Origin of the sequence: Nonomuraea thailandensis (assembly GCF_024172165.1) — a bacterium.
Taxonomy (GTDB): domain Bacteria; phylum Actinomycetota; class Actinomycetes; order Streptosporangiales; family Streptosporangiaceae; genus Nonomuraea; species Nonomuraea thailandensis.
The window spans coordinates 3,209,075-3,234,862 of sequence record NZ_JAMZEB010000002.1 but is presented as its reverse complement, the minus strand read 5'-3'; the positions used below and the strand labels follow the sequence as shown (position 1 = coordinate 3,234,862).

Genomic DNA, 25,788 nt, shown 5'->3' with positions numbered 1-25,788 from the left:
TGCGGCGACCAGATCCCGGAGTCACATTGGGTGACCCTTCAGTGGCACCCAACGTGACTCGCCGCACGCGGCGGAGCAGGTTAGGCCGGCTGATGGTCAGGAGTTCCCGGGCGCGGGCCGCCACACGAGGGCGCGCCGTGAGCCGTCGGGAGCCTCGGCCCACCCGGTGATCTCGCCCTGCGCGTTGACGGCATTGGCCATCGTGGCGGTGCCTGTCGCCGGGTCGGGCAGCAGGACGGGCGCCGTGTCGAGGCCGGTCCAGATCGCCGCGTGGGCGGCGGTGCCGGCACTCGTGCAGGTGTGCGTGCCGACGATCACGTCGTCGTCGTTGACGGCCTTGGGCGCGGCCAGGCCGCCGGCGTCGGGCAGGCGCCGCATCCCCTCTTCGGCGCTCCAGAGGTATCCGCCCGCGACAACGCCGTCCGCGCCGAGCGCCGACTGGCCGACGATGTGGCCGTCGCCGTTGATCCCCTCGGCCTGGCTCCACTGACCGCCGAGTGTGCCGAGTTCGGTGATGACGCCGTCGTCCCAGAGAAACGCCCGGTGGGTCCGCTGGCTCGCCGGGCCGGGCGGTTCGAGACGGCGCTGGGTGCCGGCGATCTGCCCGGCCGGGTTGACGGCCGCCGCATTGCTGCCGGAGACGGCGGCGAGGTCGGTCCTGACGCCGTTCTGGATGCGGAACGCCTGGTAGCGGGCCGTGCCGTTGGGCAGCAGGTACCGATATTCGCCCACGATGACGCCGGCGCTGACGTCGCGGACCAGGGTGGGGATGCCGAAGGGGCCGAGGTCGGTCATCGTCCCAGCGCGCCAGTGGAAGGCGTGCCCCTTCTCCGTCGCCGTGTAGCTGCTGCCGACGACGTTGCCGTCCTCGTCGAGGGCGCCGGCGTAGGCGTGGCCGCCGCCGAGACTGCCCAGATCGATCACCTGTGCGCCGTCCCAGACGGTCGCCCGCTGTTCGCCGGTCGCGCTCACGCTGGAGCCGGCGATCTGTCCCAGGTCGTTGATGTCGAGCGCGCTCCCGGTGACGCCCAGGTCGGTGACCTCCCACTGGTCGGTGATCACCGGACAGCTGTCCGCCACGGCCGGGCCCGCGCCCGCCGCCTGCCCGGCCATGAGGAGGATGCTCGCCAGAATGGTCAGGTTCGTGCGCGTGGATCCCATGATCACCCCGCGGTTCGAAGAGTCAGCAAAACGATCACCAACATAAGGGCACGATCGCCGGCCGCCAAGGTTTGAAGGGGAACGTCACCATCCGTCCATGCGCGATCTCAGAGGCCGGCCGGGCCGTTCTCGCGGAGAGCTGCGCAGCATGACGTTCGCTCGCCGAACGCGGTGAGCTCGCGTAGTCACGGAAGCCGCCTGGCGGCTGGGACGTGTTCGGGAGCGGGGAGGGCCCCGATGCTCAGCGCGCCGAGGATGCTCATCGCGGTGCCGACCTCGGCGGGGAGCGCTGAGGCCGAGACGATCACCGCTCGCGGACTGCGTAGGTCAGGTGGGTCACCCGCTGCGTCGGCTCCCCGCGGACCTGCTCCAGGGCCACGCGGCCCGCGTCCACGCCCTCGAACAGGCGGATTCCGGAGCCGAACAGCACGGGTGACAACGCGATCGAGAACTCGTCGACCAGGCCGGCGTTCACGTACGCAAGGATCGTTGCTGCGCCGCCCGCGATGCGGACGTCGCGGTCGCCGGCGGCCTGGCGGGCCTGGTCGAGCGCGGCCTCGATGCCGTCGTTGACGAAGTGGAAGGTGGTCCCGCCCGGCCGCTCCCAGGGGTCGCGCTTCTCGTGCGTCACGACGTACACCGGCGTGTGGAACGGCGCCTCCTCCGGCCACATCTGCTCGCCGGCGTCGAACATGCGCTTGCCCATCACGCTCGCGCCGGTGCGCTCGAACGTCTCCCGCACGATGTCGTTGTCGCGCCCCTCCTCTCCGCCCCCGCCGAGCTTCAGGTTCTCCCGGAAGAACCGCTGCGGGAAGATCCACCGCTGCAGTTCCATCCACTGCCGCCCCATCAGATCCCCGACCGACTCGGGTGCGATGAACCCGTCCAGCGACATCGACACGCTGAAGAACACCTTGCCGGCCATCAGCCCTCCACTCCCTTCCGGACGATCTCGGTGACGTAGGCGGCCAGGTTGCCCAGGGTCTGCCGGCCGCCCTCGATCGCGTGGTATTTCTCGACCGCTTCGTCGCGCAGCTCCTTGGTGGGGAACACCGTGCGCATCTCGACCCGGGTCGACGCCCCCTCGGGCGCGAAGGCGAGGAACGACTCGAAGGCGTTCGGGTCGCCGCGGTACTCGCCGTGCAGCAGCACGATCCCCTCCGGCGGGACGATCTGCGTCCAGGTGATCCACTCCTGGTAGTCCGTCCCGTCCGGCCCGTGCATCACGAAGTCCCACTCCCCGCCGACGCGGAACTCGAAGGACCGCGTGGTGGTGGTGAACCCCTCCGGCCCCCACCACCGCGACAGGTGCCGCACCTCGGTGAACGCCTCGAACACCAGCTCCCGTGGGGCCTCGATGACCTGGGAGATCACAACCTCGCGGTCGGCCGTCGCAGACCGCGCCGGCGCTCCTCGTCCCGTCTCGCTCATCAGCTACTTCCTTCCTGACGTGCCTGCTTGAGGTCCTGCACGTAGGCGTCCAGCCGGTCGAAGCTCTCGTTCCAGAACCGCTCGAAGCCGCCGGTCCACTCGTGGACCGGCCGCAGCCCGCGGGCGTCCAGGCCGTACAGGCGCTGTTTGCCTGCCTTGCGGTCCCGTACCAGCCCGACCTCCCGGAGCACCCGCAGGTGTTTGGACGCCCGCGGCTGGGTCATCCCCAGTTCCTGGGCCAACTCGGTCACCGGCCGCTCACCCGCCCGCAGCAGTACCAGGATCTCCCTGCGCTGCGGCTCGGCGATCGCGTTGAAGACGTCCGACGTCGTCGCTGCTCGTGCCATGGCCGCCATCATATGCCTATATCGGCATACGTCAATTCAGGGGGAATCAGGCAGGTCTTGTCACATGACGGTCGTGACCCTTGCCAGCGGGGTGCCGAATGTCCCGAGGAGCTATTCGGTGGGCTGCGGGCGGCCTGTCGGCGGGATGTGGCGAAGCTTGAGCAACGCGAGGGCAGCCGCGACCGCGGCGATCACCGCGGCGGTGACGGCGGCCGTGTTGAGTCCGCTGGTGAAGGCTTCGCGGGCCGGGACGAGTAGCGCGGCGCCCAGATCGGCCGGCAGGCCAGGTGCCGCGGAGACGGCGCCGTCAAGGCTGTCGCGGGCGGCCTCGGCGGTCTCGCGCGGCAGGCCCGCGGGCAGGGCGCCGGCGGTTCCGGCGCGATAGACGGCGGCGCCGATGCTGCCGATGACGGCGATACCGAGTGAGATGCCCAAGTCACTGCACGTGGTGGCCAGTCCGGAGGCCGCACCCGCCTTCTGCGGCGGTACCGAGCCGACGACCAGGTTGGTGGTCAGCGCCATGGACGGCGCGACGGCAGGGTAGAGCACCATGAAGCCCGCCACCAGCAGCGGCAGCCCGCCGACGCTGTCGACCTGGGTGAGCATCAGGTAACCGATCACCTGGACGACCAGCCCGGCCGCGATCAGGTATCCCGGGCGGATGTGCCGTACCAGAACGGGCGAGAGTGTGGAGACGAGCACCAGCAGGGCCGCTCCCGGCAGCACCCACAGTCCCGCTCGCAGCGGCGAGAGGCCCTCGACCAGCTGCAGGTACTGCGTGAACAGCAGATACACGCCGCCGAGAGCGGTCGCGGCGAGCAGGAAGACGCCCAGCGCGCCGCTGACGGTGCGGTTGGCGAACAGCCGAACGTCGAGCAGCGGCTCCGGCAGTCGCAGCTGACGAACGACGAACCAGACGCCGAACGCCATCCCGATCGCGATGCTCGCCAGAGCCACCGCCAGAGCGTCGTCCTTGGCCAGTTCCTTGACGCCGTAGACGATGGGCAGCAGGGTCGCCAGCGACAGCGCCACGCTGAACACGTCCGGCCGACCAGCAGCCGGATTACGGTGGTCGGACAGCAGCAGCAGGGCGCCGATCGCCACCACCAGCATGACGGGCACCCCGACCAGGAAGGCCGCACGCCAGGAGAACGCCTCCAGCAGCGCCCCGCCGACCACCGGGCCCAGGCCGGTGCCCACCGAGATGCCGGCCGCCCACACGCCGACAGCGATGGCGCGCTGTCTGGCGTCGGCGAACGTGGTGAAGATCAGGCCCAGGGTGGCGGGCATCTGGGTGGCCGCCGCCACCCCGAGCATGGCCCGCCAAAGGATCATCAGGCCGGGGTCGGACGTGTTGGCGGCGATCAGCGAGACGACGGCGAAGACGGCCGCACCTGCTGTCAGCAGCCGCCTGTGGCCGATCCGGTCGCCCAGGGTGCCCATGGTGACCAGCAGCCCGGCCATCAGGAAGCCGTAGATGTCGATGATCCACAACATCTGGGTACTGCTCGGCTCCAGCTCCGCGGCCAGCTCGGGGATGGCCAGGAACAAGATCGTGAGCATCATGAACAGCAACATGGCGGGCAGGACCAGCACGATCAGCGCGAGCCACTCCTTGAGCCCGGCGCGCTGACCGACACTTTGTGCGGACGAAGAGCCACCCCTCGATTCGATCCGAGATACCCCCAACGGGTATGAACGGCACGGTAGCATAAGTCGTATTGGCCAATACGACTTGCAGGGGTTGAAGAGCATGGCGCGTGACGAGCGACCCAAGGGCGGCATCCGTGCGGACGCGCGACGCAACCGCGCCGCGATCGTGCGTGTCACCATCGAGACGCTGCGCCGCAACCCGGAAGCGTCCATCCCGGAGATCGCCGCGGCGGCCGGGGTAGGCAGGATGACCCTGTACGGGCACTTCCCCACGCGGGCCGAGCTCCTTGAAGCGGCCCTGGCCGACGCGCTCGAGCGTGGCGAGCGGACGCTCGGCCGGCTGGACCTGGTGGGTGATCCGCGGGATGTGCTGGTCCAGCTCATCGATACCAGCTGGGTACTCGTGGACGAGTCGCGCGCACTCCTGGCAGCGGCTCAGAAGCAGCTGCCGCCCGCCAGGATCCGCGAGCTGCACGAGCAGGCCGAGGCCCGGGTGCGGGAGCTGCTCACCTGGGGGCAAGGTGAGGGAGCCTTCCGCGCCGACCTGCCGGTGGACTGGCTGGTATCCGTCACGCACCTGGTCATACACGGCGCCGCGGACGAGGTGGCCGCGGGACGCCTGACGCCCGACGACGCCTCGCGAGTCATCCGGGAGACGCTGCTGGGCGCGTTCACCCGCCGGGACACCGGAGATTCCTGAGGACTCGTCCCCCGCATGGACCTAGAGTTGATCTTCGGGTTCGGGTGGATGGGGTGCGGCGCCATCCTGGTGTGGTGCCGTCCTGGTGCGGTGTGCCGTGCCACGGGACCAAGGCCACGGCCGGCGGGCGGCCCTGCTGCTCGACGGTATCTGAGGGGGGTGTTGATCCCACAGCCCGAACCGGGTGTTGGTCAGGACCGTGATGGCCTGATGCGCCGGCTTCGGAACGGCCACCTCCGGATGGCTGAGCGAGCCGGGTAGCGAGGTGTGGGTTGCGTCGTCAGCGTGCCGCTGCGTGATAGTGACAGATCCGCCAGGTGTCCTCGAAACGCTGAGCGACGACGGAGAGACGTATCGGGAAGGTCTCACCGGTACGAGCGGTGAAGGTCACGTCCGCGAACCCGCACACGATCGCGTCGCACAGCGGGTTCGCCCGCAACACCTCCACGATCGCCGTCGCGCCTTCGGCGACGTTGTCGTAGTACCCGAAGATTTCGGCCGGGCCGGCCAGCAGCCGCGGGCTGATGCCCTGGAACAGGGCGTCCTCGGTGAACAGCGAGACGAGGTCGCCCGTCCGGTGGTCGTCGAAGGCCCTCTGCCAGCGGCCCAGCAGCTCGGCGATGACGCCGTAAGCGGCGCCTTCCGTGCACGCCTCCGGGCGCCCGGTTCCCGTGATGCCGGTCAACGTTGATCGCCTTCAGCTTCCGACGTGGAGGCTACCGTGACGGCTACTCCGGCGCGGCCGCTGTGGAGGACTTCCCGTTGCCACTGGTCTCGCGGCCGGATGCGCAACCGCCAGTGGTGTGCGGCGATGTCGTCGGGGTCGAAGGCCGTAACCGCAGCGGCGGGACCGTCCACGTGGACGCCCGAGGGCCCATGCTCCTGGCCGAGCAGAGTCACCAGGGTTCGCCCTCCGGCCTTGCCGAGCGAGAGGCTGGCGCATCCCGGCTCGGCCTCGGGCATTCCGCCGGTGATGATGAACGAACCGCTCCCCGCCGCGCCATCGCGGGTGAGACGTGGGCTGCGGCGGCGAGCGCTCCGACCACGTTGACCGCCCAGGCATCCACCTGGGCGCGCGCCGGCAGTTCTCCGGGCGTGTCCGGCTGGATGATCGCCACGTTGCAGACCACGACCTCTGGGAGGCCGAACTCATCGGACGCCGCGTCCGGGGCGGCGTGCAGCGCTGTCTCATCGACGCTGTCCCCGGTCGGCGAGATGACTGGCACACCGAAGGCTTCGGCCACGTCGGCGCGTGTTTCCGGCCGTCGGTGCGGGCGCGATCGGCAAGCCCTGGTGCGCGACCGGCGGGCGACCGACCGGCCGATCCCCGGACCGGCTCCCATGGCCACTGCTCCCGGCATCACTGGCTCCTTCGCTGGACGATGACTGACAACCGGGACGCTAAGACGTCACATCAGTGTGAAGGTCAACTCGGAGCGAGGGGGTCGCATGCGGATCGGTGCCCTGGCCCTCACGATGGGCGTCAGCCGGCGGCTGCTGCGGTGCGCCACATCCGTGCCTTGCTGGCCGCCGGCCTGCCCACCACGGTCATCGCCCCGGAGGCCGCGGCAGGCCGGCCAGGCAGCGATCGACCCCGATCAGCGCGCGATGGCGGTCGCCGTTCCGGCCGGCGGCAGAGCCGCTCGCCGCACTCGGACGCTCACCGCGGCGCCGAGGATCGCGCCCTGAGACGGCGGAGAAGGGACGCTTGCCATCCGCCATCACCGGTCCGGCGTACAGGACGAGCTTGCGCAACATCCAGCTGTAGCCGGGACAGTCGTAGGTGCGGGCGCCGGTGGCGTTGCTGCCGCGCTTGCGCCGCAAGAAGCGCGTGTCGTTCGGCTCCATCCAGAGGCCGCCGCCGACGGACATCTCCACGGCGAGCTCCACCGGCCGCGCCGGGTGGCTGGGTACGTGACCTTCGAGGAAGGCTCGTCGTTGAGCGGGAGCCCAGCCTCGAACCCGACGTGGTGCGGCAGCGTCCGGAGCCTGCCGCCGTTGAGCGCGCAGGCAGCCGGGCGAAGCGCGTTCGGCTCCGGCGATCCAGGAGTGATGACCACCATCGCCCACGCCTGGAAAGGGGGCGTGCTCGCGGTCGGCGCAACTATGCGTGGTCTTTCACGGGGATGTCAGGTGCGAAGCGGGAGACAGCGGCCACCAGCCGGTCCCTGTCGAGGCGCCACCCGGTCACTGCCCGGGAGGAGATCGCAACATCGGCGGGCATCGGAACAAGATGCCTCAGGACCCTGTGGACAGTGCCGCGCAGGGTGGGCCTGGATGGTCTTGACGACCGTGGTGGGTCAGCGGCCACAAACGTGTGGCACGCGGCTACAACCCCCTGGTCGCAACGTTGTCGACGCCGCCGTCCGCAAGCAGATCAGTCGTTCGCGTCGCGGACGTCCCTTCCCTCCTCGGCGAACGCCCTGAAGTCCTGCATGTGCTGTAGCGACTGCTTGCGGAAGGCACCGGGCATCAGGAGCCCCACCAGCCGCATCAGCAGGCCACTGAACCGGTATTCGTTCTCGCTCACCCAGAGCGTCGTCTCCGGGCCGGCTTCGGTCAGCCGCTCGCGCGCGGCGCTCCACATGCCCCCGCCGACGATCTCGCGCTCGAAGTGAACGACGCTCCCCTTCGGGATTCCGCGCAGGTCCGCCGGCTCCCGGCGCGTGATGGTCTCGGTGCCCTCCATCTTCTGCTGCCCCATCTGCATCACGACGCGCGACTTGGTACCGACCTGCCCGTGCACGCCGCTCAGCGGCTCATGCAGCACCAGACCCCGCAGCCACTTCGGCATGTGTGCCGGGTCAGCGAGCAACTGGGCCACCCTCTCCCGCGGCAGGGCGATCTCGATCGAGACGGTGTACCTCATGGCGCAGCGCTCCGGATTCCTGAGTGAACAGGCCTACGCTAACAGCCTCGCCTCATATTGAGCGTGTCCCGACCTCGCTCTGTTTGCCGAACGGGTGATCGGCCACCCGTTCGTGGTCATGGGCGCACGGTGGGCGGCCCCGCCAGCCGCATGAGGTGACCGATGACCTGATCGCGGGCGGCGGCGACGGCGCGGGCCACGTGCGCTTCGACGTTCCGCGGCGGGCGGGAGCCCTTGAACAGCAAGGTGGCATAGCCGTACGCCGCCGACAGGTGGACGTAGACGAGATCGGCGACGTCGGTCCAGGAGGTGGCGGCGGGCAGCGCCTCGGCTGCCAGAGTCATCAGCACGTCCATCAACCGGCGGCTCTGCTCGCGGACGGTGTCGCGGTGAGGGCCCGCGAAGTCGTGGGTGTAGAGCAGGTCGATGCCGGCGCGGTGGTCGAGGGCGTACCGGACGTAGGCCCCGGCGGTGGCGGCGAGCCGCTCGACCGGGTCCGGGCCGGCCTCCTCGGCGGCCCTCGCGAGCAGGTCGGCGAGGTCGGCGAAGACGGCCGCCGCGCACGCGGCCAGCAGCGCCTCGCGGTCGGGGAAGTGGCGGTACGGGGCTGCCGACGACACACCCGCGCGGGTGGCGACCTTGGCCACCGAGAAGCCGGCGAGGCCCGACTCCGCCAGCAGTGCGACACCCTCGCGGACCAGCACGGTCCGTAGGTCGCCGTGATGGTAGGTGCTGCGTCTGCTCACGACAGACCATTTTCCTCTTCTCCGGGTGTGGAGTAGTCTCCCGCAATGTAAGAGCCCTCTAACATCGAGAGGAGCGAAGATGCGTGAGCGAGTCCTGGGGCAGCGGGGACTGGCGGTGTCGGCGCTGGGCTACGGCGCGATGGGCATCTCCCTGGCCTACGGGCCGTCCGACGAGAACGAAGCGATCGCCACCATCCGGCGCGCCCACGAGCTGGGCGTGACCTTCTTCGACACGGCCGAGCTGTACGGCCGGGGGGAGAACGAGCGGATCGTCGGCGCGGCGCTGGCGCCCGTCCGCGACGAGGTCGTCCTCGCCACCAAGTTCGGCTTCGACTTCACCGGCACCCGCGCGAGCCGCTTCGACAGCCGTCCGGAGCGCATCCGCGAGGTGGTCGACAACAGCCTTCGCTACCTGGGCGTGGACGTCATCGACGTGCTCTACCAGCACCGCGTCGACCCGGCCGTGCCGATCGAGGACGTGGCGGGCACCGTCCAGGAGCTCGTTGCGGCCGGGAAGGCGCGCTACTTCGGCCTGAGCGAGGCCGGTCCGAACACCGTTCGACGGGCGCATGCGGTGCATCCCGTCTCGGTGCTGCAGACCGAATACTCGCTGTTCGAGCGCGACGTCGAGGTGCTGTTGCCGGTCCTGCGCGAGCTCGGGATCGGATTCGTGGCGTACTCGCCACTCGGCAGGGGGTTCCTCACCGGGCAGGCCAAGCCCGGCGCCGAGTACGACTCCACCGACATGCGCAGCTTCGACGCCCGGTTCCAGCCCGGCAACTACGACAAGAACCTGGAGGCCACTGAACGGCTGGCCGAGCTGGCCGCCGCCAAGGGTGCCACCGTGGCACAGCTCGCCCTGGCGTGGCTGCTCGCCCAGGGCGACGACATCGTGCCGATCCCCGGCACCCGTAACGTCAGGCGGCTGGAGGAGAACGTCGCGGCGGCCGACCTCACGCTCGACTCCTCCGACCTGGCGCGCATCGCCGAGATCCTGCCACACGGCGGCTACGGCGCCCGCTACCCGGAGACGCTGCAGCCGTCCTGGGACTGACCCTCGCGTACCCCCTTCCGTCATCGCTCAACACCTAGGAGAAGCACTGTGGGCAGCAAGATCGCACTGGTCACCGGGGGCAGCCGAGGCATCGGCCGGGCCATCGCAGAACGGCTCGGCCGCGACGGGTTCACCGTCGCGATCACCTACTCGCATGACAAGGACGCGGCCGAAGAGGTCGTCATGCGGATCGGCCCCGGTCACGCGTTCGCCATCCAGGCAACGTTCGGTGTCCACGGGGACGCCACCGCGCTGTGGCAGGCCTTCGACGCCCACCCGCTGACCAGCGGCGCCGTGGACATCATCGTGAACAACGCCGGCATCACCCGCAGCAGCGACCTGGCCTCGTTGACCGAGGCGGAGTTCGACCAGATCTTCGCCGTCAACGTCCGCGCGCCGTTCTTCGTCGTCCAGGAAGGGCTCCGGCGGCTGCGTGACGGCGGGCGGATCATCAACATCTCCGCCGGCACGGCCAGGCTGGCGTTGCCCGACTTGATCGCCTACGGACCCACCAAGGCCGCGTTGGACAACTTCACCCTCAACCTCGCCAAGGCTCTGGGCGAGCGCGGGATCACGGCGAACTCCGTGGCGCCCGGCATCGTGGACACCTATGGGTGGTTCCGGGACAACCCCGAAGCCGAGGCGCACGCCGTGTCGCTGGCCGCCCTCGGCCGGCTCGGACAGCCGGAGGACATCGCCGACATTGTCGGCTTCCTGGCCTCTGACGATGCTCGATGGATGACGGGGAGGGTGATCGATGCCACTGGCGGCGTCGGCCTCTGAAGCCCGCCGCGATCTTCCTCACTGCGGGTGCGCGCGGTCGGGTCGCCCCGGACGCCTCAGTCCGGGGGCTCCCACAGAACCGTGCGAGACAATCTCTCGTTGCAGAGCTCTGGTCGTTCTGATCACCGGGCAGTCGGGATCGCTGTTCACCCGCTCGGGGCAGCGGCAGCGTTGACCGTCGGAACCAGCAGCACGGCAACGGCCGGCCGTGACCCGGCTGCAGGCAAGCACTCGACATGCAGGCCCGGACCTGACTCGGCCCGTCAGAGGGGCGCGCCGGCCCACCGCCGGCAGATCGTCAGCACCTGCTGCTCGGTGGGCTTCTCCACCAACGGCATCCTGCCTGGCGATGCTCGCAGCCCGTCGAGCAGGACCTGCAGATAGCGGCGGTACAGCCGCGGACGGACCTGGACGGAGTGCTGCGCCAGGTCGGTCACCAGCCACAGGATCATCATCACGTCGTCACCGGCGACGTCGTCGCGCAGGTCGCCCTCGGCCCGCGCCCGGTCGAGCAGGTGCCTCAGGACCTCAGCGACGCGTTCGACGGTGGGCCGGCCGAGCCGCCATCCGCCGCCGCCGAGCGCCACGTCGCGCAGCCCGAGGTTGTCCACCAGCAGTTCGGTGATGCTTCCCAGGAGGAGTTCGAGGCCGTCCCAGGCCCGTTCGGCCTCACCCGCACGCCTCGCGACCTCCGCCAGCTGACCCAGCGGCTCCTCCAGCGCCGCGTGGATGAGCTCTTCCTTGTCGGTGAAGCGCCGGTACACGGTGCCGACGCCCACACCGGCGTGGTGGGCGACCTCGTTGAAGCCGACGGTGAGGCCGCGCTCGGCGAACAGTTCCTGCGCGGCGCGCACGATGCGGTCCCGGTTGCGCTCCGCGTCCCGGCGCAGGGTGCCGCGCCGCGCCGGCTCATGGGCGGAGGCGGGTCGCGGTGTCACGCCTCGAAGCGTACCCCCAAGCGGATAGATGGGATCAACATCACAGCCCGCCGACCCGACAGAAGCGGATGCGAGCTATCCACTTCTCACTAGACTGCGGAATCGGATAAGCCCTATCCGGTTACTTGAAGTCCCACGTCAGAAGCAGAAAGCGAGTGCACGATGGCCGAACTGCTGTACCGGCTGGGCCGGTTCACCGCCCGGCGGGCCTGGTGGGTGATCGCCGTCTGGGTCGTCGTGCTCGGTCTGGCCGTCGGAGCCTTCCTGGCCTTCGGCGGGACCATGAGCTCGACGATGACCATCCCCGGCACGCCCACGGCACAGGTAACCGACCGGCTCAAGACCGAGCTGCCGGTGGCCAGCGGCGGCACCGGCCAGGTCGTCCTCCACTCCAGGAACGGTACGGAGCTCACGGCCGACCAGCGCGAGAGCGTCAGCGCCGCGCTGAAGAAGGTCGCCGACCTGGACGGCGTCGACCAGGTGGCCGATCCGTTCACCTCCGCCGACGCGCGCGCGGAGCAGGCGAAGAAGATCGCGGATGGTCTGGCGCAGGTCGACAACGGCCGCGACCAGCTCGACAAGGGACGCAAGCGGCTCGACCAGGCCCGTACGCAGACCGAGGCGGGCATCGAGCAGACCGAGGCCGGCATCGAGCAGGCCGGTCAGAACCCGCAGCTCAAGGCGACCCTGACCCGGCTCAAGGCGACCCTCGCCCAGCTCGACAAGCAGCAGGCCGAGCTCGACGAGCAGAGCGCCACCCTGGAGAAGTCCGAGCAGCAGCTGCTCGTCGGGCGCGACCTGCTGACCATCGCGGATGGCATCCGTACGGTCTCCTCCGACGGCTCGACCGCGACCGCGACCGTCGTCTTCGACCTGCCGCAGCAGGAGATCACGCCGGAGACCAAGAAGGCCGTCACCGAGACCCTCGACGCGGCTCTTCCCGAAAGCGTCACCGCCGACTACTCCGCCGAGATCGCGCAGGGCGAGATCCAGCTCGGAGGCGTCGGCGAGGCGGTCGGCCTCATCGTCGCGGCCCTCGTGCTCATCATCATGACCGGCACCCTGGTGGCCGCCGGGCTGCCGATCCTCAACGCGCTCTTCGGCGTGGGCGTGGCCGTCGCGGGAGCCATGGCGCTGTCCGGCACCATCGAGATGACGTCGGTGACGCCCATCCTGGGCGCCATGCTCGGCCTGGCCGTCGGCATCGACTACGCCCTGTTCATCCTGCACCGCCACCGCCGCCAGCTGAAGGCGGGCATGCCCGTGCAGGAGTCGATCGGGCTGGCCAACGGCACCAGCGGCAACGCCGTGGTCTTCGCGGGCAGCACCGTGCTCATCGCGCTGCTGGCACTCAACATCACCGGCATCCCGTTCCTCGCGCTGATGGGCACCGTCGGCGCCGTCGCCATCGCCGTCGCGGTGCTCCTCACCGTGACCATGACCCCGGCACTGCTCGGCCTGCTCGGGCACCGGCTGCTCCCCCGGCGCGACAGGAAGGCCGCCTCGGACGCCACCGGGCACGGCGAGCCTCTGGCGGCGCCGAAGCACGTACAGCCGATGGGCTTCGGCAGTGCCGTCCTGCGGATCGTGATCGGCGTCGGCGCGCTGGCCCTCATCGCGCTGCCCGCCGCCTCGATGCGCCTCGGCCTGCCCACCGGCGCGTCCGAGGCCGCCGACTCCACGCAGTACCGCGCCTACACCGCCATCACCGAGAAGTTCGGCGCCGGCGCCAACGGGCCCCTGATCGTCGTCGCCGACCTCGATCGCGGCGTGACCGGCGACGATCTCACGCCGGCCCAGGCCGACCTCGGCAAGCAGCTCATGGACGTCGACGGGGTCACCGCGGTCGCCCCCATCGGCGCCAACGACCAGGGCACCGTCCTGGTCTTCCAGGTCGTCCCGACCGGCGGGCCGACCTCGGAGTCCACCGAGGACCTGGTCCACGACCTGCGCGGCCGCGCCCTCGATCTCGGCTCCGGCGACGTCTCCCTTTCGGTCGCGGGCAGCGCCAGCGCCAACCTCGACATCTCAGAGAAGCTCGCCGACGCCCTGCCGGCCTACCTCGCGGTCGTGGTCGGCCTGTCGCTGCTCATCCTGATCGTCGTGTTCCGCTCGATCCTGGTGCCCCTCATCGCCACGGGCGGCTTCGTCCTGTCGCTGTTCGCGGCGCTCGGCGGCGTCACGGCCGTCTACCAGTGGGGCTGGCTCGGCAGCGTCTTCGGCGTCACCGATCCCGCGCCGATCCTCAACTTCCTGCCGACCCTGCTCGTGGGCATCCTGTTCGGGCTCGCCATGGACTACCAGCTCTTCCTCACCTCAGGGATGCGTGAGGCCTACGCGCACGGCGCTCCCGCCCGGCAGGCGGTCACCGAGGGCGTACGGGCGGGAAGGGCCGTCGTCACCGCCGCCGCGGTCATCATGATCTCGGTCTTCGGCGGATTCATGTTCTCCCACATGACGATGATCCGGCCGGTCGGCTTCGCCCTGGCCTTCGGCGTGCTCGTCGACGCCTTCGTCGTACGCATGCTGATCATTCCGGCGGTCATGCACCTGGCGGGCGACAAGGCGTGGTGGCTGCCGCGCTGGCTCGACCGGATCCTGCCTGACGTGGACGTCGAGGGCGCCAAACTGGAACGTCACCACCAGCCTGCGCCGGCACGGGTCCCTGAGACCGCCGCACGCTGACGGCAGGTGCGCGGCCAGGACGGCCGGGCCCCGTCCTGCTGGAGGGCAGGTGGCCCGGCCGGTTGCCTGGACCGCCCGCTGGACGACCGGCAGCGCCCGATCGTCCAGAACGTCCACGGCGCACTGGCTGACCGGCGGCGACGCCGCGACGGCGTCCGGACGCCGGCCACGAACAGCGGTCTCTGCGAGCCGCACCTCCGGGTCTGCGATGGGAGCCCGCCGCCCGAGACGTCGCCGCGAAAAAACAGCCGGCCGGGCACTGCTCGATGGGCTGATCGCTCGATGGTTGCTCGCGTGTACGCGATACAGCCCGACAGACGGCGACACTGGCCGACACACTGGCGGGAAGAATCCCGATCACAGCCCATACGAATCAACATCCGGCGGCACCGAGCGACCTCAATCGTTCCAGCCGCCAGGGACCGTGTCGCCGCGCCGTGGCGGAGGTCATGCAATCGGCCTGGTCAGCAGGTGAAGCTCCCTGTAGGGCTCTCCGGGATGACGGGCTGGATCGCCGGCGAGTGGTCCGGACCCGCCGGAGACTGCGGTGGTCGCCAAGCTGGTGGCATCCTGGGCCGGTACGGCGGTGCCGGCGAACACGGCCGGCAAGCCGGCCATCCCGGTCATGACACGGAACTGCGATAGTCGGCTGCGCATTCGCATCCTTCTCTGAGGGGCGAAGGGCTGTCCGACCGGAATGCCCAATGTTTACAGAGATGCGCCGATGAAACTTTCATCAATGCCGGTGCACGCTGGCCGAACCTGCCATGTCAGAACCTGCACGTCCGACCGAAAAGTTTCAGCATCGCGCGCAGAAGTTCGCCAGGCAGAGACACGGTGACAATAGCCTTTCAGCTCCGGCCCGGGCGCGAAGTTCGAAATATGGACGAGAATAAATCCTGCCGTCCCCGGAGTCCGAAAGCTCGCAGCGGAAAGGGCCTTTCCGCAACCGTTGACAGTGATTCTGGCAGCGATCACAGTATGCATGCTTGTAGATCTCGAGGCGGCACTCGAGGGCCACCAGGCAGCGCCGTCGCATGACCGGACCGGCCGATATTCGGGCCGGCGAGGTGGAGTGGAGGCGAACAGTAGCCGGCATGCGAGGCGAAGCGCACAACCCAACAAATCGGAGATCAATCGAATGAGCAATTCTCCGCAGTGCCCTTGGCCATGTGCTCCGTCATGAGGCGACGGCCGCCAGATCCTCGTGACAAGTGGTCAACGCCGCCACTGAATTCGTGGTGACCGACCAAATACCCGTCCCTGTAAGGAGAAGCATGCGAAAAGTCACTTTGCTCCGCCGGTTCGGCCTCGTCTCAGCGGTGGCGGTCGGCCTGGCGACCACGCCCGTGGCCGCGCACGCCGACGGCTATGACACTCCCCGCAGCGCCACTGTTGTGGGGGCGGGCAACACCTACGCGGAAGGGGTGGCGGCGGCCGAACGGCGGGCCCGGCAGGCCGTCCTCGCGGTCGGCCACGACTGCACCCCTGGGACCTATCAGAATTTCGGCATCTACACCTCTCCGGGTGGCGGCACATGGGTCTTCCAGTCCACCCACGAGGCGATGTGCGTCGACTGATCAAGTTTCAGCAGATAGGCCTCCGCCGGCGTTGCCGGGGCACTGCAGCCCCGCTGTCCGCAGCGGAGGCCGTTCCATGCCAGGTGGGACATCGCTACGGCAATCGACGCGAACGAGGTCCGGCAAGGCATCAGCCCGCGTTGACCTGTCTTGTTCCGGCACGCGACCCGTGCGGCGGGGTACGACCGCTGGCGCGGTGTTTTGCCCAGGATGTGCTGGTGCGCCGCGAATTGCTCAAGCGTTTCGCTGATCGATGGCTGCTCGGTAGTTGCTCGTGCGCGTGCAACCCACGCGAACCTCGGGCCCCATCGCGCGGCGCGCAAAGGTGGTCTTCAGGAGTCGGCTCCCGGCTCGCGTGGAACAAGGTGACCAGTGCATGCGCCTCTGCGGCCGGGGGATCCCGAGAGGGTGCGCGAGTACCGGCTCACCGCGCGACTCGGCGAGGGTGGCCAGGGAACGGTGTTCCTCGGCATGTCACCCACCGGCACCCGCGTCGCGGTCAAGCTGCTGCGCGCCGACCTCGCGCAGGACGAGGAGGCGCTGGAGCGCTTCGTCCGTGAGGTCAGCACCACCCGACGGGTGTCGCCGTTCTGCACCGCGACGGCGATCGGCACCCCCTCCTACATGGCTCCCGAGCAGTTCGCGGGAGAGGACGCCGGATCAGCGGCCGACATGTTCGCCTGGGGCTGCACGATGGTCTTCGCGGCCAGCGGGCGTCCGCCGTTCGGCACCGACAGCCTGCCCGCGGACGGGCCCGGTGAAGGCGAAGTCGTCGGCCGGCGGCACCTGGCTCCCGGCCGTGATCGACGGCGGCCGAGCACCGGTCCGGCCCGCCGGGCAAAAACGCATCGGCGTGCTGGTCTGGCTCGCTCCGAACGCCGGCCAGGTCGTCCACGCCGAGCGGATCCTCACCGCAGGCGGCTTCGCGTATCCGCTGCCGGAGCCAGGAGAGCGCGTTTCTGTCTGCGGATCGCGGACCAGGTGTCCGTCGTGGTCCTGCTGCCGGTGCTGCGCCCACCGTGTACGTCAGCGGCTGGGCCTGTTTCCCGGCCCTGGCCTCAGGCCCGTCCTGGCCGAGTTGGAGGAGGGGTGCGCCCGGCTCGACGAGCCGGTCGAGCGGCGTCGTGATGACGGCTCAGGCACTACCGCCGGAAGCCGGTGAGCTCGACGAGCGCGGCCTCGACCGACGTGAACAGCTCGATGTCATGAACCGCGTGACCGGGCAGCACTCCCCCATCGACCACGAGCAACCGGCCGTCGGCTGCCCTGGCGTGCTGGGAGGCCGACGAAAGAAGGTCGCAGCCGCACTCATCGATCGCCGTCAGACGGGTGAGGTCCATGACGAGCAACGGCGGGATCCGGCCCACGAGCGCGTTGACCACGTACTGCTTGAGAATCAGGCAGGCCACGGCGTCGAGCCGCCCTGTCAGGGACAGCAGGACGACGTCCCCGTGCCGGTCGAGGCGGATGTCGAAGTCTGGATCGTCAGGGAGAGTGCCCGGTTTCGCGGAATGCATGGTGAAACGTCCCTGGTCTGATGGCGCGCTTCTACAGCGCCGACCAGACTTCCCGGCTCACCCTGAGGCCGACCCTAGCAGTCCCTTGCCGTGTGCAACGTTCACGGGCACGAAGAAGGCCAAAGAGGCTCAACGGCGCCCCAAACTCGGTCACACCATGCAAGGATATTTGGCGGCGACCTGCTCGCCGGTTGATCGGCCTGGTCGCGCTCGCCATCTGCATCCCCTTGGCGTACTACAACGGCTCGCTGCTCGATCGGCGCCCGACCGTGTACAACTGATCAACATGAAGGAGCGCTCGCCGGACCGGGTGGACCGGCTGGCCGCCGCCGGGCTGATCGTGCGCGAGGTCAACCCGCACAACCGCCGGGAGATCCTCATGCTGGCTCACCCCGGAGGGCCGGCGGCCGGTCGACGACGTCACCGCGCGCCGCAGCGAGGAGATCGCCGACATCGTCTCGCGTCTGACGCCGCAGGAGGCCCAGGCCTTGATCACCGCGATGACAGCGTTCAACAGGGCGGGCGGCGAACCATCGGCGACCATGCGCCATCCCCTCGGCTGGCCGGATCGGTGGTCCATCCCCGCCCGTAAGCTGAGTGCACCGGACTCCTGGCCCTGGCCGACGAACAGACCGTTCTGAAGGCTGCCGACGACCACCGACTGGACACACCGATCAGAAGCGGAACATCTCGGCGAACCGGCCGAGGAGCGCGGGATCGCCTTCGATGCGAAGGCTGCCGTCGCCGAGTAGTTCGTCCGGGGTCCTGCCGCCACCCATCAGTTCGCGGACGGGGTGGCCGGCCAGCCGTTCGATGACGAGGTCAGGGGCGGGGTGCGGACCGATGCCGACCATGAGCTCCCCATCGCTGATCTGCAGGCGGAGCGTGAAGTCGCCCATGCGGACCTCGTAGCCGACGGTGACGCCTGGGGCTGCTTCCGGCCGGTAGGCGGTGCGGAAGGACATGGCGACCGATTCGGCGGTGACCAGCTCGCCAGGGCGAGGCTCGGTGAGGGTCCGCGCGCCCCAGCGGCCCAGCGCGACCAACGCGGGTTCGAGGTCGCGCCCGTAGTCGGTCAGCTCGTAGACGACGGCGCGCTCGGGGCGCGGCAGCGCGCGACGGGTGGCCAGTCCTGCCTCCTCCAGCTGTTTGAGGCGGGCCGAAAGGATGTTGGTCGGGATGGCCGGCAGGCCCTTGTGCAGGTCTGTGAAGCGCTGGGGTCCGATGAGCAAGTTACGGATGATCAGCATGCTCCACCGTTCGCCGACCATCTCCATCGCGCGGGCCAGGCCGCAGAACTGTCCGTACTCCCGAGACGCCATGATGCAAATATTAACCCATACTTCAGTTGACAAAGCGTACTTGCAAAAGACAAGCTTCTTCCTGCCGGGCCGCGACGCAGGCCCGCGCATATCGTCTCCAAGGAGTCATCGCATGACCGCCAACCGCAAGATCGTGGCCGGGCGGCTGTTCATCTCGCTGGACGGTGTCGTGGAAGCACCGGAGAGGTGGCACTTCCCCTACCTGAACGACGAGATGAGCGCCGCGGTCTGGCCGCACCAGACGGGCGAACTGGCCGATCAGCTCAACACCATGGCAGCGGGCGGCGGCTCTTCGCCAGGGACGCCGGCCCGGTGCCCCTCGAGCTCACCCGATCCGCCGTGTTCACCACCGGCGTGATCGACCTGACGTACCGGCCGGCCTGAATCATCCGGATCCGCAAGACACGTACAGACCGAGGCACGGCAAGGCGCGCACTTCGGCTCCTGAGGTTCGCACCTGCCGGCCAGACCGCCATGGGGTCCCATCCCCGCTGCCCAAGGGAGAACAGCATGTCGTTCCAGGCCTACCTCGACAACATCGAGGACAAGACCGGACTGACACCACGCGAGTTCATCGCTCTGGCGAAGGAACGCGGCCTCGATGCCCCGTCCGTGAAGGCTGGGGAGATCGTCGACTGGCTGAAACAGGACCATGGCCTTGGACGTGGACACGCGATGGCGTTGGTGCACGTCATCAAGAAGGGGTCGAAGATCGACGCCAAACACGTCGGCAGCTCGGGCTCCCACCGCGACGAGTCCGACACGCTCTGGCTGGACGGCAAGAACAACCGGCCCTGACGAGGGCGCGCCGCATGGACAGCGGCTCCGACGGCGCCGGCCCTTCCGGGCGGCACCGTACGGTCATGGAAGAGGGCCGGCCCGTGCGGTGCCTGTCGAGAACACAGTTGGATGATCGATATGCACAGACCTCGTGCCCGCGAGGGGCACGCGTGCGGGACCCGGAGTGACGATGAGCCTGGAGAGCCTGGGACTGACCGCCGAGCAGGAGCGCCTCTACCGCTACCTGCTGCGCCACCCCCAGGCGGACCTGGATGTGGCCGAGGTCGAGCTGGTCATGCCCGGCGTGCGGCCGGTGCTGGCCGGCCTGCGGTCGCTGGGCCTGGTGGACGGCACGCTGACCGCGCTCGCCCCGGCCGCTGCGATCGATGTGCTGGTACGGCGGCGCATCGAGCAGACCCATCGCCAGCTCACCGAGCTGACCCTCGCCTGGGACGTGCTCACCGAGCTGACGGAGGAGCATCGCAGCGGCCGGCCCGTCCAGATGGTGGAGCACATCCCCGAGGGGGTGGCCGTCACCCGTCGCATACGTACGCTGCTGGCCGCCGATCCCGGCGAGTTCGCGCACCTGAAGATCCGCGCCCGTCACGTGTCCTCCGATTACGACGACAAGCCTTTCCAGCGGCTGCTGGCGCGCGGGTTACGCAGCCGCACCCTGTTCCCTGCGCGCACGCTGGGCGATCCGGGGCAGGAGCCGCACGCACGGTCCTTGCATGCCCTGGGCGATCTGCACCGGGTGACCAACGAGCCGGTCAGGCACCTGGCCATCGTCAACCGGTCGGTCGCCTTCGTGCAGGCCGATCCCGCCCAGGCGCGGGCGGGGGCGCTGCAGATCCGCCAGCCGGGTGTGGTGGCCATGCTGGCGGACGTGTTCGACGGCATGTGGGCGCGTGCCCGCGATCTGGACGATCTGCCGCTGTCGCCGATCGAGCAGCAGGTGCTGCACGCGCTGACCTGTCACGACAACGACGAGGTGGCCGCCCGGTCGATCAGCGTGTCGGTGCGCAAGTTCCGCGCGCACGTGGCGGAGCTGATGAACCGCCTGGACGCGGCCACCCGTTTCCAGGCAGCGCTGCGCGCCAAGGAACGCGGCTGGTTGTGACGGAAAAATCAGGACAAGTATGCGGCGGCCACCGCCGCGGTGCCGACCCGGTCGATGCCGGCGATCGGCGCGTCGCCGAAGGTGTCGCTCACGACGTCGCGCGTCCGCAGCCGAGGCGGCCAGCGCAGGGTGTTGGACATGAAGGCGGCCGGCCGCAGGAACGTCCAGGCCAGGCCGGACTCGCGCACAGCCGTCCCGGAGTCGATCATGTAGGCCGACACGGCGTTGGCGGTGTCGGTGGCCACGGCGGCCTGGCTGGACAGCAGCGCCACACGCTCGACTCCGGCCCCGGCTCAGGTGACCAGGATCACCGCAGCGTTCTGCCGAAGTGCGCGGCCACGGTGTCGGCCGACACCGTCACCTGCGGTTCCTGGTCGTAGAAGTCGAACTGGGTGCCCTGGGTCCACAGGATGTCCCCGGGCCCGGCCAGCCCGGCGTGGAAGCGGCGCGCGCCGTCGGGGATGGCGGCGTCCTGGCTGTGCACGAGCAGGGTGGGCCGGGTGATCTGCGGGGCCAGCGCGATGGAGTCGTAGGTGAGCCAGTCCGGCCAGGCCATCACCGCGAACCGGTTCGGCCAGGCCGGGATGCCGCCGCGGGCCGGGTTGAGATAGAAGTCGATGGCGTACGGCATGGCCGCGCGGGGATCCGTGGCGCTGACGACCGGCACGTAGTCGATCTCGCCGGTCTCGTCGTAGCGCGATCGGGCCTCGCGCCCGATCTTGATCTTCTCGGCCACCGCTTCCGCGCCCCCGTAGGCGGCCTCGCAGACGGCGGCGTCGTGCAGCCAGGGCGCCACCAGCGCCAGGGAGGTGATGCGGGGATCGTGCGCGGCGGCGTCGGCCATGTACATCGCCGCCGCGCAGATGCCCAGGGCGCCCACTCCATCGCCCTCGACCGCCGGGTGGCCGGCCAGGAAGCCGGCCGCGTGGTGGATGTCGCGGACCTTGCGCGCCGGGTTCTCGACCTCCCGCGGCTCGCCGCCCGATGCTCCGAAGCCGGTGAAGTCGAACGACAGTGCCGCGAAGCCGCGTTCGGCCAGGCGCTGGGCGTAACGGTCGGCCATCAGCTCCTTGACGCTGGTCCAGGTGCCGGCCACGACCACGCCCGGCGCCCGCTCCACCCCCTCGGGCAGGAAAAGGTTGCCGGCCAGGGTGACGCCGTCGCTGTCGAAGCTCACGTTCACGCGTACTCCAAGGTCGCTCTGGTGATCGATCCACCGGTGATGTCGAAGTGGTAGTTCGCGCGGAAGCCGCCTGCGCCCGCGGGCTGGAAGCGGACCAGCATGCTCACTCCGCCTGCGCGCGGGGTGTGGTCCAGCAGCGTGTACGTGCCGCCGATGACCTCGTTCGCCGCCCAGCGGCGGATGGCGTCCCGGCCGCGGATCTCGCGGCCGACGTCGGTGACCAGGCCGTCGGGCGCGAACGCGGCGGCCAGCGCGTCGGCGTCTCGCGCGGCCACCGCGTCCAGGTAGCGCTGCGCCGCCGGATCGAGCGGGCCGACTGAGGCGGCCGGCGAGGGCGGAGGAGTGACGGAGCCGGCCGCGACCGCGCGCAGCAGGTCGCCGCCGGCCACGCCCGCGATACCGCCGGCGACCAGGACGGCCGCCGCCGTCCCGGCGATGGCGAGGCCCTTCCTCATCGGACGCCGTCGTTCCAGGCCGCGGTCATCACGACCGCGGTGATCCGCCAGCCGCCGTCGGTGCGCGCCAGCTCGAAGCGGTACGTGCCGCCCAGCGTCCACAAGGTGTCATCGCTCTTACGGTGGGTGGCCTGGAAGGGGGCGGTGCACGAGGCGGTGTCGCCGTCGACGACGGCCAGAGGGTGGCCGAGCAGGTGCTGGGTGGCCGCGTAGCCGCCGAGCGCGGCCTGCCAGCCGTCGATGATCTGCGCCGGAGTCAGCGTGACGGGCTCGCCGCCGTTAAGGCTGGTGTAGTCCAGGGTCACCTTGTCGGAGAACACCTCGGCCAGCTCGGCCCACTGTCGCCGGTCGGCATGCCAGGCCATTCTCAGGCAGACGTCGATGACGTCGAATCGCTCCATGCGGCCAAGCATGTCGAGCCTTGCCGTGGGCGAGGCAGGCGTAGAAGTTGCAGCTCCGGCTGCAGGAACGTGCAGGTCGCCGCACAAATGGTCGCGCGCCTCCGCCGGCAGTACGGCTTGAGAGGGCGTCCGAGAAGCGAAGTCCGTGGTTGATCGCAACCCGGAACGCGTTCGACGACCCAGGGAACCCCAGGGGCACCGTTCCGCCAGGTCGCGTAAAACTGCCGCCGACGAACGCGGCTGGACCCGCGAAGCCGCATGATCGAGGGGTTTGTCGGGGCCGAATGCGAGACTCCGCACATGAATCTACGTTCAGGCAGCCTGACGTGAGCACGTTTGAGCAGTTCACCCTCGAACCGACCGACGAAGAGTGGCGCCGCGCGAGAATCGCTCGCGGGCAGCTCTGTGATCAGCGGTTCCCGTTGCCCGCAGGCGTGACCGACGTGATCTTCGACCGTGCGCGCTTGGTCAACGTGGACTTCACCGCGATGCGCTTCCCCTGTTTCGTTGCCTTTGGCAGCGAGTTCGACGGCTGCGACTTCTCCGGCGCCGTCTTCGAGCAGCTGTCGATGGGCAGCACCGGCACGGGCATCGGCGGACAGGAGGGGGACGGCGCCGCGTGGCCGCAGACCGTCTTTCGCGATTGCGTGTTCCGCCGCACTCGATTCGCGGAGTTCACCGCCTTCGGCAACGTCCGGTTCGAGGGGTGCACCTTCGACCGGTCTCGTCTGCGGCAACAGACGAACACGAGCGAGGCGGAGTTCGTCGACTGCGTCTTCCTCGGCCCGGTACGCAGCATCAACTTCTGGGGCCGCCCAGCCGATCGCGGCCATGCTGTGCTTGGCAGAGACCGCAACGACTTCAGCGGCAACGACTTCACCGCAGCCGAGCTCGACAACGTCTCCTTCCGTCATATCGACCTGCGGGCTCAGCGCTTCCCCGGGCTGCCCGGCTACGCGCTCCTCGGCCGGATCACCGAGCGGGCGCGTGCGGTGCTGCCGCTGGTCGACAACTGGCCGGATGACAAGCACCGCCAGGAGGCCCGTTCCGCGCTGGAGTTCCTCGCCGACACGGCGCGCGCCTGGACCGACGACCAAGCTCTGGTGAGCCCGGCGAGACTGGGCCGCAGGCTGCCGCCCGCCCTGCGCGAAGAGCTGTTCGCCGCGTTCAGACGCACATCCAGCGATACATCCCTCGGCTGAGGCGCACCGCCTCGCGGGCCAGGTCCCGCAAGGCGGTGAGGCGCTCGGTCTCGTACTCGTTGAGCAGCTCGTCCTCGGCATACTCACGCACCCGCGCATCTTCTACGGCAGCGAGCGCGGCGACCGTCTCCGGCATCACCCGGTCCACGCCCGACACCTCACCGTCGTCCACGACGACCTCACTGTCGCCGAACTCGCCGGCGTCGCGCCCGCTGAGCTCGGCCACCAGGTCGCCGAGCTCGTCGATCCACCCCTTGCAGTCGACATACGGCAACTTCGCATGCGCGGGCCCGCCGGAAAGAGCCCGCTCGGCTGACTCATCTGACTCCGCCGTGAAGTAGTCGACCAAGACGCCCATGGTCGAACACCTTATCGATCAAGCCGCCGCGAGGACAGAGATCGCCCTGGATCGTTCGTCTCCCAAGCGCATCGCTAGCTTGACCGTCCATATCCCCCGACCAGAAGGGCTCGCGCGTCCAGGACACCGGCTACGGCAGCCTGTCCCGGTTCGCGCGCGGGAAGATCGACCTGGAAGAGATCAAGGCCGAGAGCTACCCGCTGGCCGTAGAAGACGGCGCACGTCTGTCCCCCTTCGTCCGCCCGCACATCAACTTTTGTCTGGACATGTTGCCGAGTCGTCATGGTCCTGTCCTGGGCGCCTGGTCACTCATGGGTGTCGAAGGGTTCGTCTCTCCCATCTCGGCTCGCCCCCTGAGGGGCCGGGCCGCCGGTCCTGTCTATGCTCAAGCCCATGGCACTGGAATGGGAACAGATCATCGTCGACTCCGCCGACCCCGTCGCTCTGGGGCGCTGGTGGGCCGAGGCTCTCGGCTGGGTTGTGGTCGACGAATCCGAGGAGATCATCGAGATCCGGCCTGAGCCGGACCGGATGCCGGGGCTGCTCTTCGTGCCTGTCGCCGAGGGCAAGACGTCGAAGAACCGGCTCCACCCCGACTTCCGCCCCGACGACCAGGAGGCCGAGGTCGCCCGGCTGCTCTCCCTCGGTGCCCGGCGCGTCGACGTCGTGCAGGACGAGCAGCACTGGGTGACCCTCCTCGACCCGGAGGGCAACGAGTTCTGCGTCCTGGGTGAGCGGAAGAGCTGAGCGGAGGCCGGCAGTTATTCGAGGCCCCGAGTCGTACGGCGGAGGGTTCCATCCATCGACAGCGGCAGTCGTGGGGCGTGCTCGCTGGTGCTGAAGAACTTCGAACAGCGCAGGTAGAGGTCGCACTCGCAGGGGCCTTCCTGCGGAAGACGCAGGCAGACATCGTCGCGCTACGGTGGCCGAGGATCGCCATGACGGTCCGGATCTGCGCGCCGCCTACGGCGAGCCGGGTTCCGACCGCATGCCGGAATCTGTGGGCGGTGACGGTCGGGTGCCCGTCGGCGTCGGCCAGGCCCGCAATCGCCTACGCCCGGTCGCTGGGCAAGCCCGTGCGGTTCACGCACCCCGAAGTCGACCCCGACGCCTGACCGCCCACCTCCACACCCTCCGCAGGTAACCCTTGGAATTGATCGTCTAGGTGTCCGGACCGCTTCCTGCGCCCGGGCCGGGACGTTAGGGCGGTCCGAGGACGTCCGGGGTGATCAGGGCGCGGGCGGTGGCGGCGAAATAGTCGCTGGGGGCGGCGTCGGCGAGGCCGAGGATGACGCCCTGGCTGAGGCCGACCAGGAGCGCACGCAGCGCCGTGGCCAAGCGTTGCGACTGCTGCGACGTGACGGCGGTCCCGTGGTGGGGTCTGCCGGCAGCAGCGTGGTCAGGCGTTCTTCGTGTGCCTTGACGCTGGCGGCGAGTTCGGGTGCCCCAGCGCGCGCGAGGCCGTGGCCCCGCAATCCAGCGAACCGCTCGGGAGTCCGCTGT

General features: G+C 69.6%; 30 protein-coding genes and 1 pseudogene. 10 read left to right on the top strand and 21 right to left on the bottom strand.

The features are described from left to right. Positions 1-96 precede the first annotated feature (96 nt). The 5 genes from HD597_RS18445 to HD597_RS18425 all read right to left on the bottom strand — a co-directional run bounded on the left by HD597_RS18445 (position 97) and on the right by HD597_RS18425 (position 4,652). Positions 97-1,161 carry a hypothetical protein gene (locus HD597_RS18445; protein WP_253743834.1) on the bottom strand — a complete coding sequence of 355 codons (1,065 nt, stop codon included), beginning with the start codon at positions 1,159-1,161 and terminating at the stop codon, positions 97-99. A gap of 304 nt (positions 1,162-1,465) precedes the next feature. Then, positions 1,466-2,086 (bottom strand): dihydrofolate reductase family protein, encoded by a 621-nt coding sequence (locus HD597_RS18440; RefSeq protein ID WP_253743832.1) that lies wholly within the window; start codon positions 2,084-2,086, stop codon positions 1,466-1,468. Next, on the bottom strand, positions 2,086-2,592 hold the full coding sequence (locus tag HD597_RS18435) for an SRPBCC family protein (protein ID WP_253743830.1): 507 nt from the start codon (positions 2,590-2,592) through the stop codon (positions 2,086-2,088). The genes HD597_RS18440 and HD597_RS18435 overlap by 1 nt, the downstream gene beginning before the upstream one ends. After that, a complete protein-coding gene (locus tag HD597_RS18430) occupies positions 2,592-2,939 on the bottom strand; it encodes an ArsR/SmtB family transcription factor (protein ID WP_253743828.1) in 348 nt (115 codons plus the stop codon). Before HD597_RS18430 ends, HD597_RS18435 begins: the two co-directional genes overlap by 1 nt. A gap of 111 nt (positions 2,940-3,050) precedes the next feature. Continuing rightward, entirely contained in the window at positions 3,051-4,652 is a 1,602-nt protein-coding gene (locus tag HD597_RS18425; RefSeq protein WP_276082949.1) for an MFS transporter, read from the bottom strand. 40 nt (positions 4,653-4,692) lie between these two features. Here HD597_RS18425 and HD597_RS18420 point away from each other — a divergent pair, with 40 nt between their 5' ends. Further along, positions 4,693-5,292, top strand: a complete 600-nt coding sequence (locus HD597_RS18420; RefSeq protein ID WP_253743824.1) for a TetR/AcrR family transcriptional regulator — start codon at positions 4,693-4,695, stop codon at positions 5,290-5,292. Positions 5,293-5,572: 280 nt separating this feature from the next. On the opposite strand, the gene HD597_RS18415 is transcribed toward HD597_RS18420, so the two are convergent. The 5 genes from HD597_RS18415 to HD597_RS18395 all read right to left on the bottom strand — a co-directional run bounded on the left by HD597_RS18415 (position 5,573) and on the right by HD597_RS18395 (position 8,907). Beyond that, a complete protein-coding gene (locus tag HD597_RS18415; RefSeq protein ID WP_253743822.1) occupies positions 5,573-5,977 on the bottom strand; it encodes a YybH family protein in 405 nt (134 codons plus the stop codon). Positions 5,978-6,188: 211 nt separating this feature from the next. Continuing rightward, on the bottom strand, positions 6,189-6,635 hold the full coding sequence (locus HD597_RS18410) for an SDR family oxidoreductase (RefSeq protein ID WP_253759398.1): 447 nt from the start codon (positions 6,633-6,635) through the stop codon (positions 6,189-6,191). Positions 6,636-6,840: 205 nt separating this feature from the next. Continuing rightward, entirely contained in the window at positions 6,841-7,170 is a 330-nt protein-coding gene (locus HD597_RS18405; RefSeq protein ID WP_253743818.1) for a hypothetical protein, read from the bottom strand. Between the two features lie 499 nt (positions 7,171-7,669). Next, on the bottom strand, positions 7,670-8,161 hold the full coding sequence (locus HD597_RS18400) for an SRPBCC family protein (RefSeq protein WP_253743815.1): 492 nt from the start codon (positions 8,159-8,161) through the stop codon (positions 7,670-7,672). Positions 8,162-8,277: 116 nt separating this feature from the next. Then, positions 8,278-8,907: a TetR/AcrR family transcriptional regulator gene (locus tag HD597_RS18395; RefSeq protein WP_253743812.1), complete on the bottom strand. Its 630-nt coding sequence runs from the start codon at positions 8,905-8,907 to the stop codon at positions 8,278-8,280. Positions 8,908-8,986: 79 nt separating this feature from the next. Here HD597_RS18395 and HD597_RS18390 point away from each other — a divergent pair, with 79 nt between their 5' ends. Then, positions 8,987-9,961 (top strand): aldo/keto reductase, encoded by a 975-nt coding sequence (locus HD597_RS18390; protein ID WP_253743809.1) that lies wholly within the window; start codon positions 8,987-8,989, stop codon positions 9,959-9,961. A 48-nt stretch (positions 9,962-10,009) separates the two neighbouring features. After that, the gene (locus HD597_RS18385; protein WP_253743805.1) at positions 10,010-10,744 is read left to right on the top strand and encodes an SDR family oxidoreductase; all 735 of its coding nucleotides are present in this window, start codon (positions 10,010-10,012) and stop codon (positions 10,742-10,744) included. Between the two features lie 263 nt (positions 10,745-11,007). Here HD597_RS18385 and HD597_RS18380 read toward each other — a convergent pair whose 3' ends face one another. After that, positions 11,008-11,682, bottom strand: coding sequence for a TetR/AcrR family transcriptional regulator (locus HD597_RS18380; RefSeq protein WP_253743802.1), 675 nt, complete (start codon positions 11,680-11,682; stop codon positions 11,008-11,010). A 162-nt stretch (positions 11,683-11,844) separates the two neighbouring features. On the opposite strand from HD597_RS18380, the gene HD597_RS18375 reads away from it, so the two are divergent. Beyond that, entirely contained in the window at positions 11,845-14,367 is a 2,523-nt protein-coding gene (locus tag HD597_RS18375; RefSeq protein WP_253743799.1) for an MMPL family transporter, read from the top strand. Positions 14,368-15,644: 1,277 nt separating this feature from the next. Beyond that, positions 15,645-15,947 carry a hypothetical protein gene (locus HD597_RS18370; protein ID WP_253743795.1) on the top strand — a complete coding sequence of 101 codons (303 nt, stop codon included), beginning with the start codon at positions 15,645-15,647 and terminating at the stop codon, positions 15,945-15,947. 1,142 nt (positions 15,948-17,089) lie between these two features. Here HD597_RS18370 and HD597_RS18365 read toward each other — a convergent pair. From HD597_RS18365 to HD597_RS18355, 3 genes are all read right to left on the bottom strand, one after another. After that, positions 17,090-17,464 (bottom strand): STAS domain-containing protein, encoded by a 375-nt coding sequence (locus HD597_RS18365; RefSeq protein WP_253743794.1) that lies wholly within the window; start codon positions 17,462-17,464, stop codon positions 17,090-17,092. Positions 17,465-17,699: 235 nt separating this feature from the next. Next, complete coding sequence (locus HD597_RS18360) at positions 17,700-18,122, bottom strand: hypothetical protein (protein ID WP_253743792.1); 423 nt, start codon at positions 18,120-18,122, stop codon at positions 17,700-17,702. Positions 18,123-18,138: 16 nt separating this feature from the next. Further along, positions 18,139-18,786, bottom strand: a complete 648-nt coding sequence (locus HD597_RS18355; RefSeq protein WP_253743790.1) for a winged helix-turn-helix transcriptional regulator — start codon at positions 18,784-18,786, stop codon at positions 18,139-18,141. Between the two features lie 112 nt (positions 18,787-18,898). Here HD597_RS18355 and HD597_RS18350 point away from each other — a divergent pair, with 112 nt between their 5' ends. The 3 genes from HD597_RS18350 (at position 18,899) to HD597_RS18340 (ending at position 20,686) form a co-directional block, all read left to right on the top strand. Next, on the top strand, positions 18,899-19,144 hold the full coding sequence (locus tag HD597_RS18350) for a hypothetical protein (RefSeq protein WP_253743788.1): 246 nt from the start codon (positions 18,899-18,901) through the stop codon (positions 19,142-19,144). A gap of 152 nt (positions 19,145-19,296) precedes the next feature. After that, positions 19,297-19,584 carry a DUF4287 domain-containing protein gene (locus tag HD597_RS18345; protein ID WP_253743786.1) on the top strand — a complete coding sequence of 96 codons (288 nt, stop codon included), beginning with the start codon at positions 19,297-19,299 and terminating at the stop codon, positions 19,582-19,584. A gap of 172 nt (positions 19,585-19,756) precedes the next feature. Further along, positions 19,757-20,686, top strand: a complete 930-nt coding sequence (locus HD597_RS18340; protein ID WP_253743784.1) for a helix-turn-helix domain-containing protein — start codon at positions 19,757-19,759, stop codon at positions 20,684-20,686. 8 nt (positions 20,687-20,694) lie between these two features. On the opposite strand, the gene HD597_RS18335 is transcribed toward HD597_RS18340, so the two are convergent. Genes HD597_RS18335 through HD597_RS18320 form a run of 4 tightly spaced genes read right to left on the bottom strand, consistent with a single transcriptional unit; the run spans position 20,695 to position 22,725 of the window. Continuing rightward, positions 20,695-20,958: an SDR family oxidoreductase gene (locus HD597_RS18335; RefSeq protein ID WP_253743782.1), complete on the bottom strand. Its 264-nt coding sequence runs from the start codon at positions 20,956-20,958 to the stop codon at positions 20,695-20,697. 35 nt (positions 20,959-20,993) lie between these two features. Continuing rightward, a complete protein-coding gene (locus HD597_RS18330) occupies positions 20,994-21,869 on the bottom strand; it encodes an alpha/beta hydrolase (protein ID WP_253743780.1) in 876 nt (291 codons plus the stop codon). Next, positions 21,866-22,324 carry a nuclear transport factor 2 family protein gene (locus tag HD597_RS18325; protein WP_253743778.1) on the bottom strand — a complete coding sequence of 153 codons (459 nt, stop codon included), beginning with the start codon at positions 22,322-22,324 and terminating at the stop codon, positions 21,866-21,868. The genes HD597_RS18330 and HD597_RS18325 overlap by 4 nt, the downstream gene beginning before the upstream one ends. After that, positions 22,321-22,725, bottom strand: coding sequence for a nuclear transport factor 2 family protein (locus tag HD597_RS18320; RefSeq protein WP_253743776.1), 405 nt, complete (start codon positions 22,723-22,725; stop codon positions 22,321-22,323). The genes HD597_RS18325 and HD597_RS18320 overlap by 4 nt, the downstream gene beginning before the upstream one ends. Before the next feature lie 326 nt (positions 22,726-23,051). On the opposite strand from HD597_RS18320, the gene HD597_RS18315 reads away from it, so the two are divergent. After that, the gene (locus tag HD597_RS18315; protein ID WP_253743774.1) at positions 23,052-23,927 is read left to right on the top strand and encodes a pentapeptide repeat-containing protein; all 876 of its coding nucleotides are present in this window, start codon (positions 23,052-23,054) and stop codon (positions 23,925-23,927) included. Here HD597_RS18315 and HD597_RS18310 read toward each other — a convergent pair. Continuing rightward, positions 23,893-24,276, bottom strand: a complete 384-nt coding sequence (locus HD597_RS18310; protein WP_253743772.1) for a hypothetical protein — start codon at positions 24,274-24,276, stop codon at positions 23,893-23,895. The genes HD597_RS18315 and HD597_RS18310 overlap by 35 nt on opposite strands. Before the next feature lie 402 nt (positions 24,277-24,678). Between HD597_RS18310 and HD597_RS18305 the strand changes: the two genes are divergently transcribed. Beyond that, complete coding sequence (locus HD597_RS18305; protein ID WP_253743770.1) at positions 24,679-25,032, top strand: VOC family protein; 354 nt, start codon at positions 24,679-24,681, stop codon at positions 25,030-25,032. Positions 25,033-25,204: 172 nt separating this feature from the next. Here HD597_RS18305 and HD597_RS66750 read toward each other — a convergent pair. Further along, positions 25,205-25,324, bottom strand: a pseudogene (locus HD597_RS66750) (tyrosine-type recombinase/integrase); the annotation flags it as partial. Positions 25,325-25,485: 161 nt separating this feature from the next. After that, positions 25,486-25,623, bottom strand: coding sequence for a hypothetical protein (locus HD597_RS18300; RefSeq protein ID WP_253743768.1), 138 nt, complete (start codon positions 25,621-25,623; stop codon positions 25,486-25,488). Positions 25,624-25,788 lie beyond the last annotated feature (165 nt).

Excerpts from the sequence above, each read along its gene's own strand:
- HD597_RS18445 (WP_253743834.1), bottom strand. The coding sequence starts at position 1,161 with ATGGGATCCACGCGCACGAACCTGACCATTCTGGCGAGCATCCTCCTC.
- HD597_RS18440 (WP_253743832.1), bottom strand. The coding sequence starts at position 2,086 with ATGGCCGGCAAGGTGTTCTTCAGCGTGTCGATGTCGCTGGACGGGTTC.
- HD597_RS18435 (WP_253743830.1), bottom strand. The coding sequence starts at position 2,592 with ATGAGCGAGACGGGACGAGGAGCGCCGGCGCGGTCTGCGACGGCCGAC.
- HD597_RS18430 (WP_253743828.1), bottom strand. The coding sequence starts at position 2,939 with ATGGCACGAGCAGCGACGACGTCGGACGTCTTCAACGCGATCGCCGAG.
- HD597_RS18425 (WP_276082949.1), bottom strand. The coding sequence starts at position 4,652 with ATGCTACCGTGCCGTTCATACCCGTTGGGGGTATCTCGGATCGAATCG.
- HD597_RS18420 (WP_253743824.1), top strand. The coding sequence starts at position 4,693 with ATGGCGCGTGACGAGCGACCCAAGGGCGGCATCCGTGCGGACGCGCGA.
- HD597_RS18410 (WP_253759398.1), bottom strand. The coding sequence starts at position 6,635 with ATGGGAGCCGGTCCGGGGATCGGCCGGTCGGTCGCCCGCCGGTCGCGC.
- HD597_RS18400 (WP_253743815.1), bottom strand. The coding sequence starts at position 8,161 with ATGAGGTACACCGTCTCGATCGAGATCGCCCTGCCGCGGGAGAGGGTG.
- HD597_RS18390 (WP_253743809.1), top strand. The coding sequence starts at position 8,987 with ATGCGTGAGCGAGTCCTGGGGCAGCGGGGACTGGCGGTGTCGGCGCTG.
- HD597_RS18375 (WP_253743799.1), top strand. The coding sequence starts at position 11,845 with ATGGCCGAACTGCTGTACCGGCTGGGCCGGTTCACCGCCCGGCGGGCC.
- HD597_RS18370 (WP_253743795.1), top strand. The coding sequence starts at position 15,645 with ATGCGAAAAGTCACTTTGCTCCGCCGGTTCGGCCTCGTCTCAGCGGTG.
- HD597_RS18365 (WP_253743794.1), bottom strand. The coding sequence starts at position 17,464 with ATGCATTCCGCGAAACCGGGCACTCTCCCTGACGATCCAGACTTCGAC.
- HD597_RS18355 (WP_253743790.1), bottom strand. The coding sequence starts at position 18,786 with ATGGCGTCTCGGGAGTACGGACAGTTCTGCGGCCTGGCCCGCGCGATG.
- HD597_RS18350 (WP_253743788.1), top strand. The coding sequence starts at position 18,899 with ATGACCGCCAACCGCAAGATCGTGGCCGGGCGGCTGTTCATCTCGCTG.
- HD597_RS18345 (WP_253743786.1), top strand. The coding sequence starts at position 19,297 with ATGTCGTTCCAGGCCTACCTCGACAACATCGAGGACAAGACCGGACTG.
- HD597_RS18340 (WP_253743784.1), top strand. The coding sequence starts at position 19,757 with ATGAGCCTGGAGAGCCTGGGACTGACCGCCGAGCAGGAGCGCCTCTAC.
- HD597_RS18325 (WP_253743778.1), bottom strand. The coding sequence starts at position 22,324 with ATGAGGAAGGGCCTCGCCATCGCCGGGACGGCGGCGGCCGTCCTGGTC.
- HD597_RS18320 (WP_253743776.1), bottom strand. The coding sequence starts at position 22,725 with ATGGAGCGATTCGACGTCATCGACGTCTGCCTGAGAATGGCCTGGCAT.
- HD597_RS18305 (WP_253743770.1), top strand. The coding sequence starts at position 24,679 with ATGGCACTGGAATGGGAACAGATCATCGTCGACTCCGCCGACCCCGTC.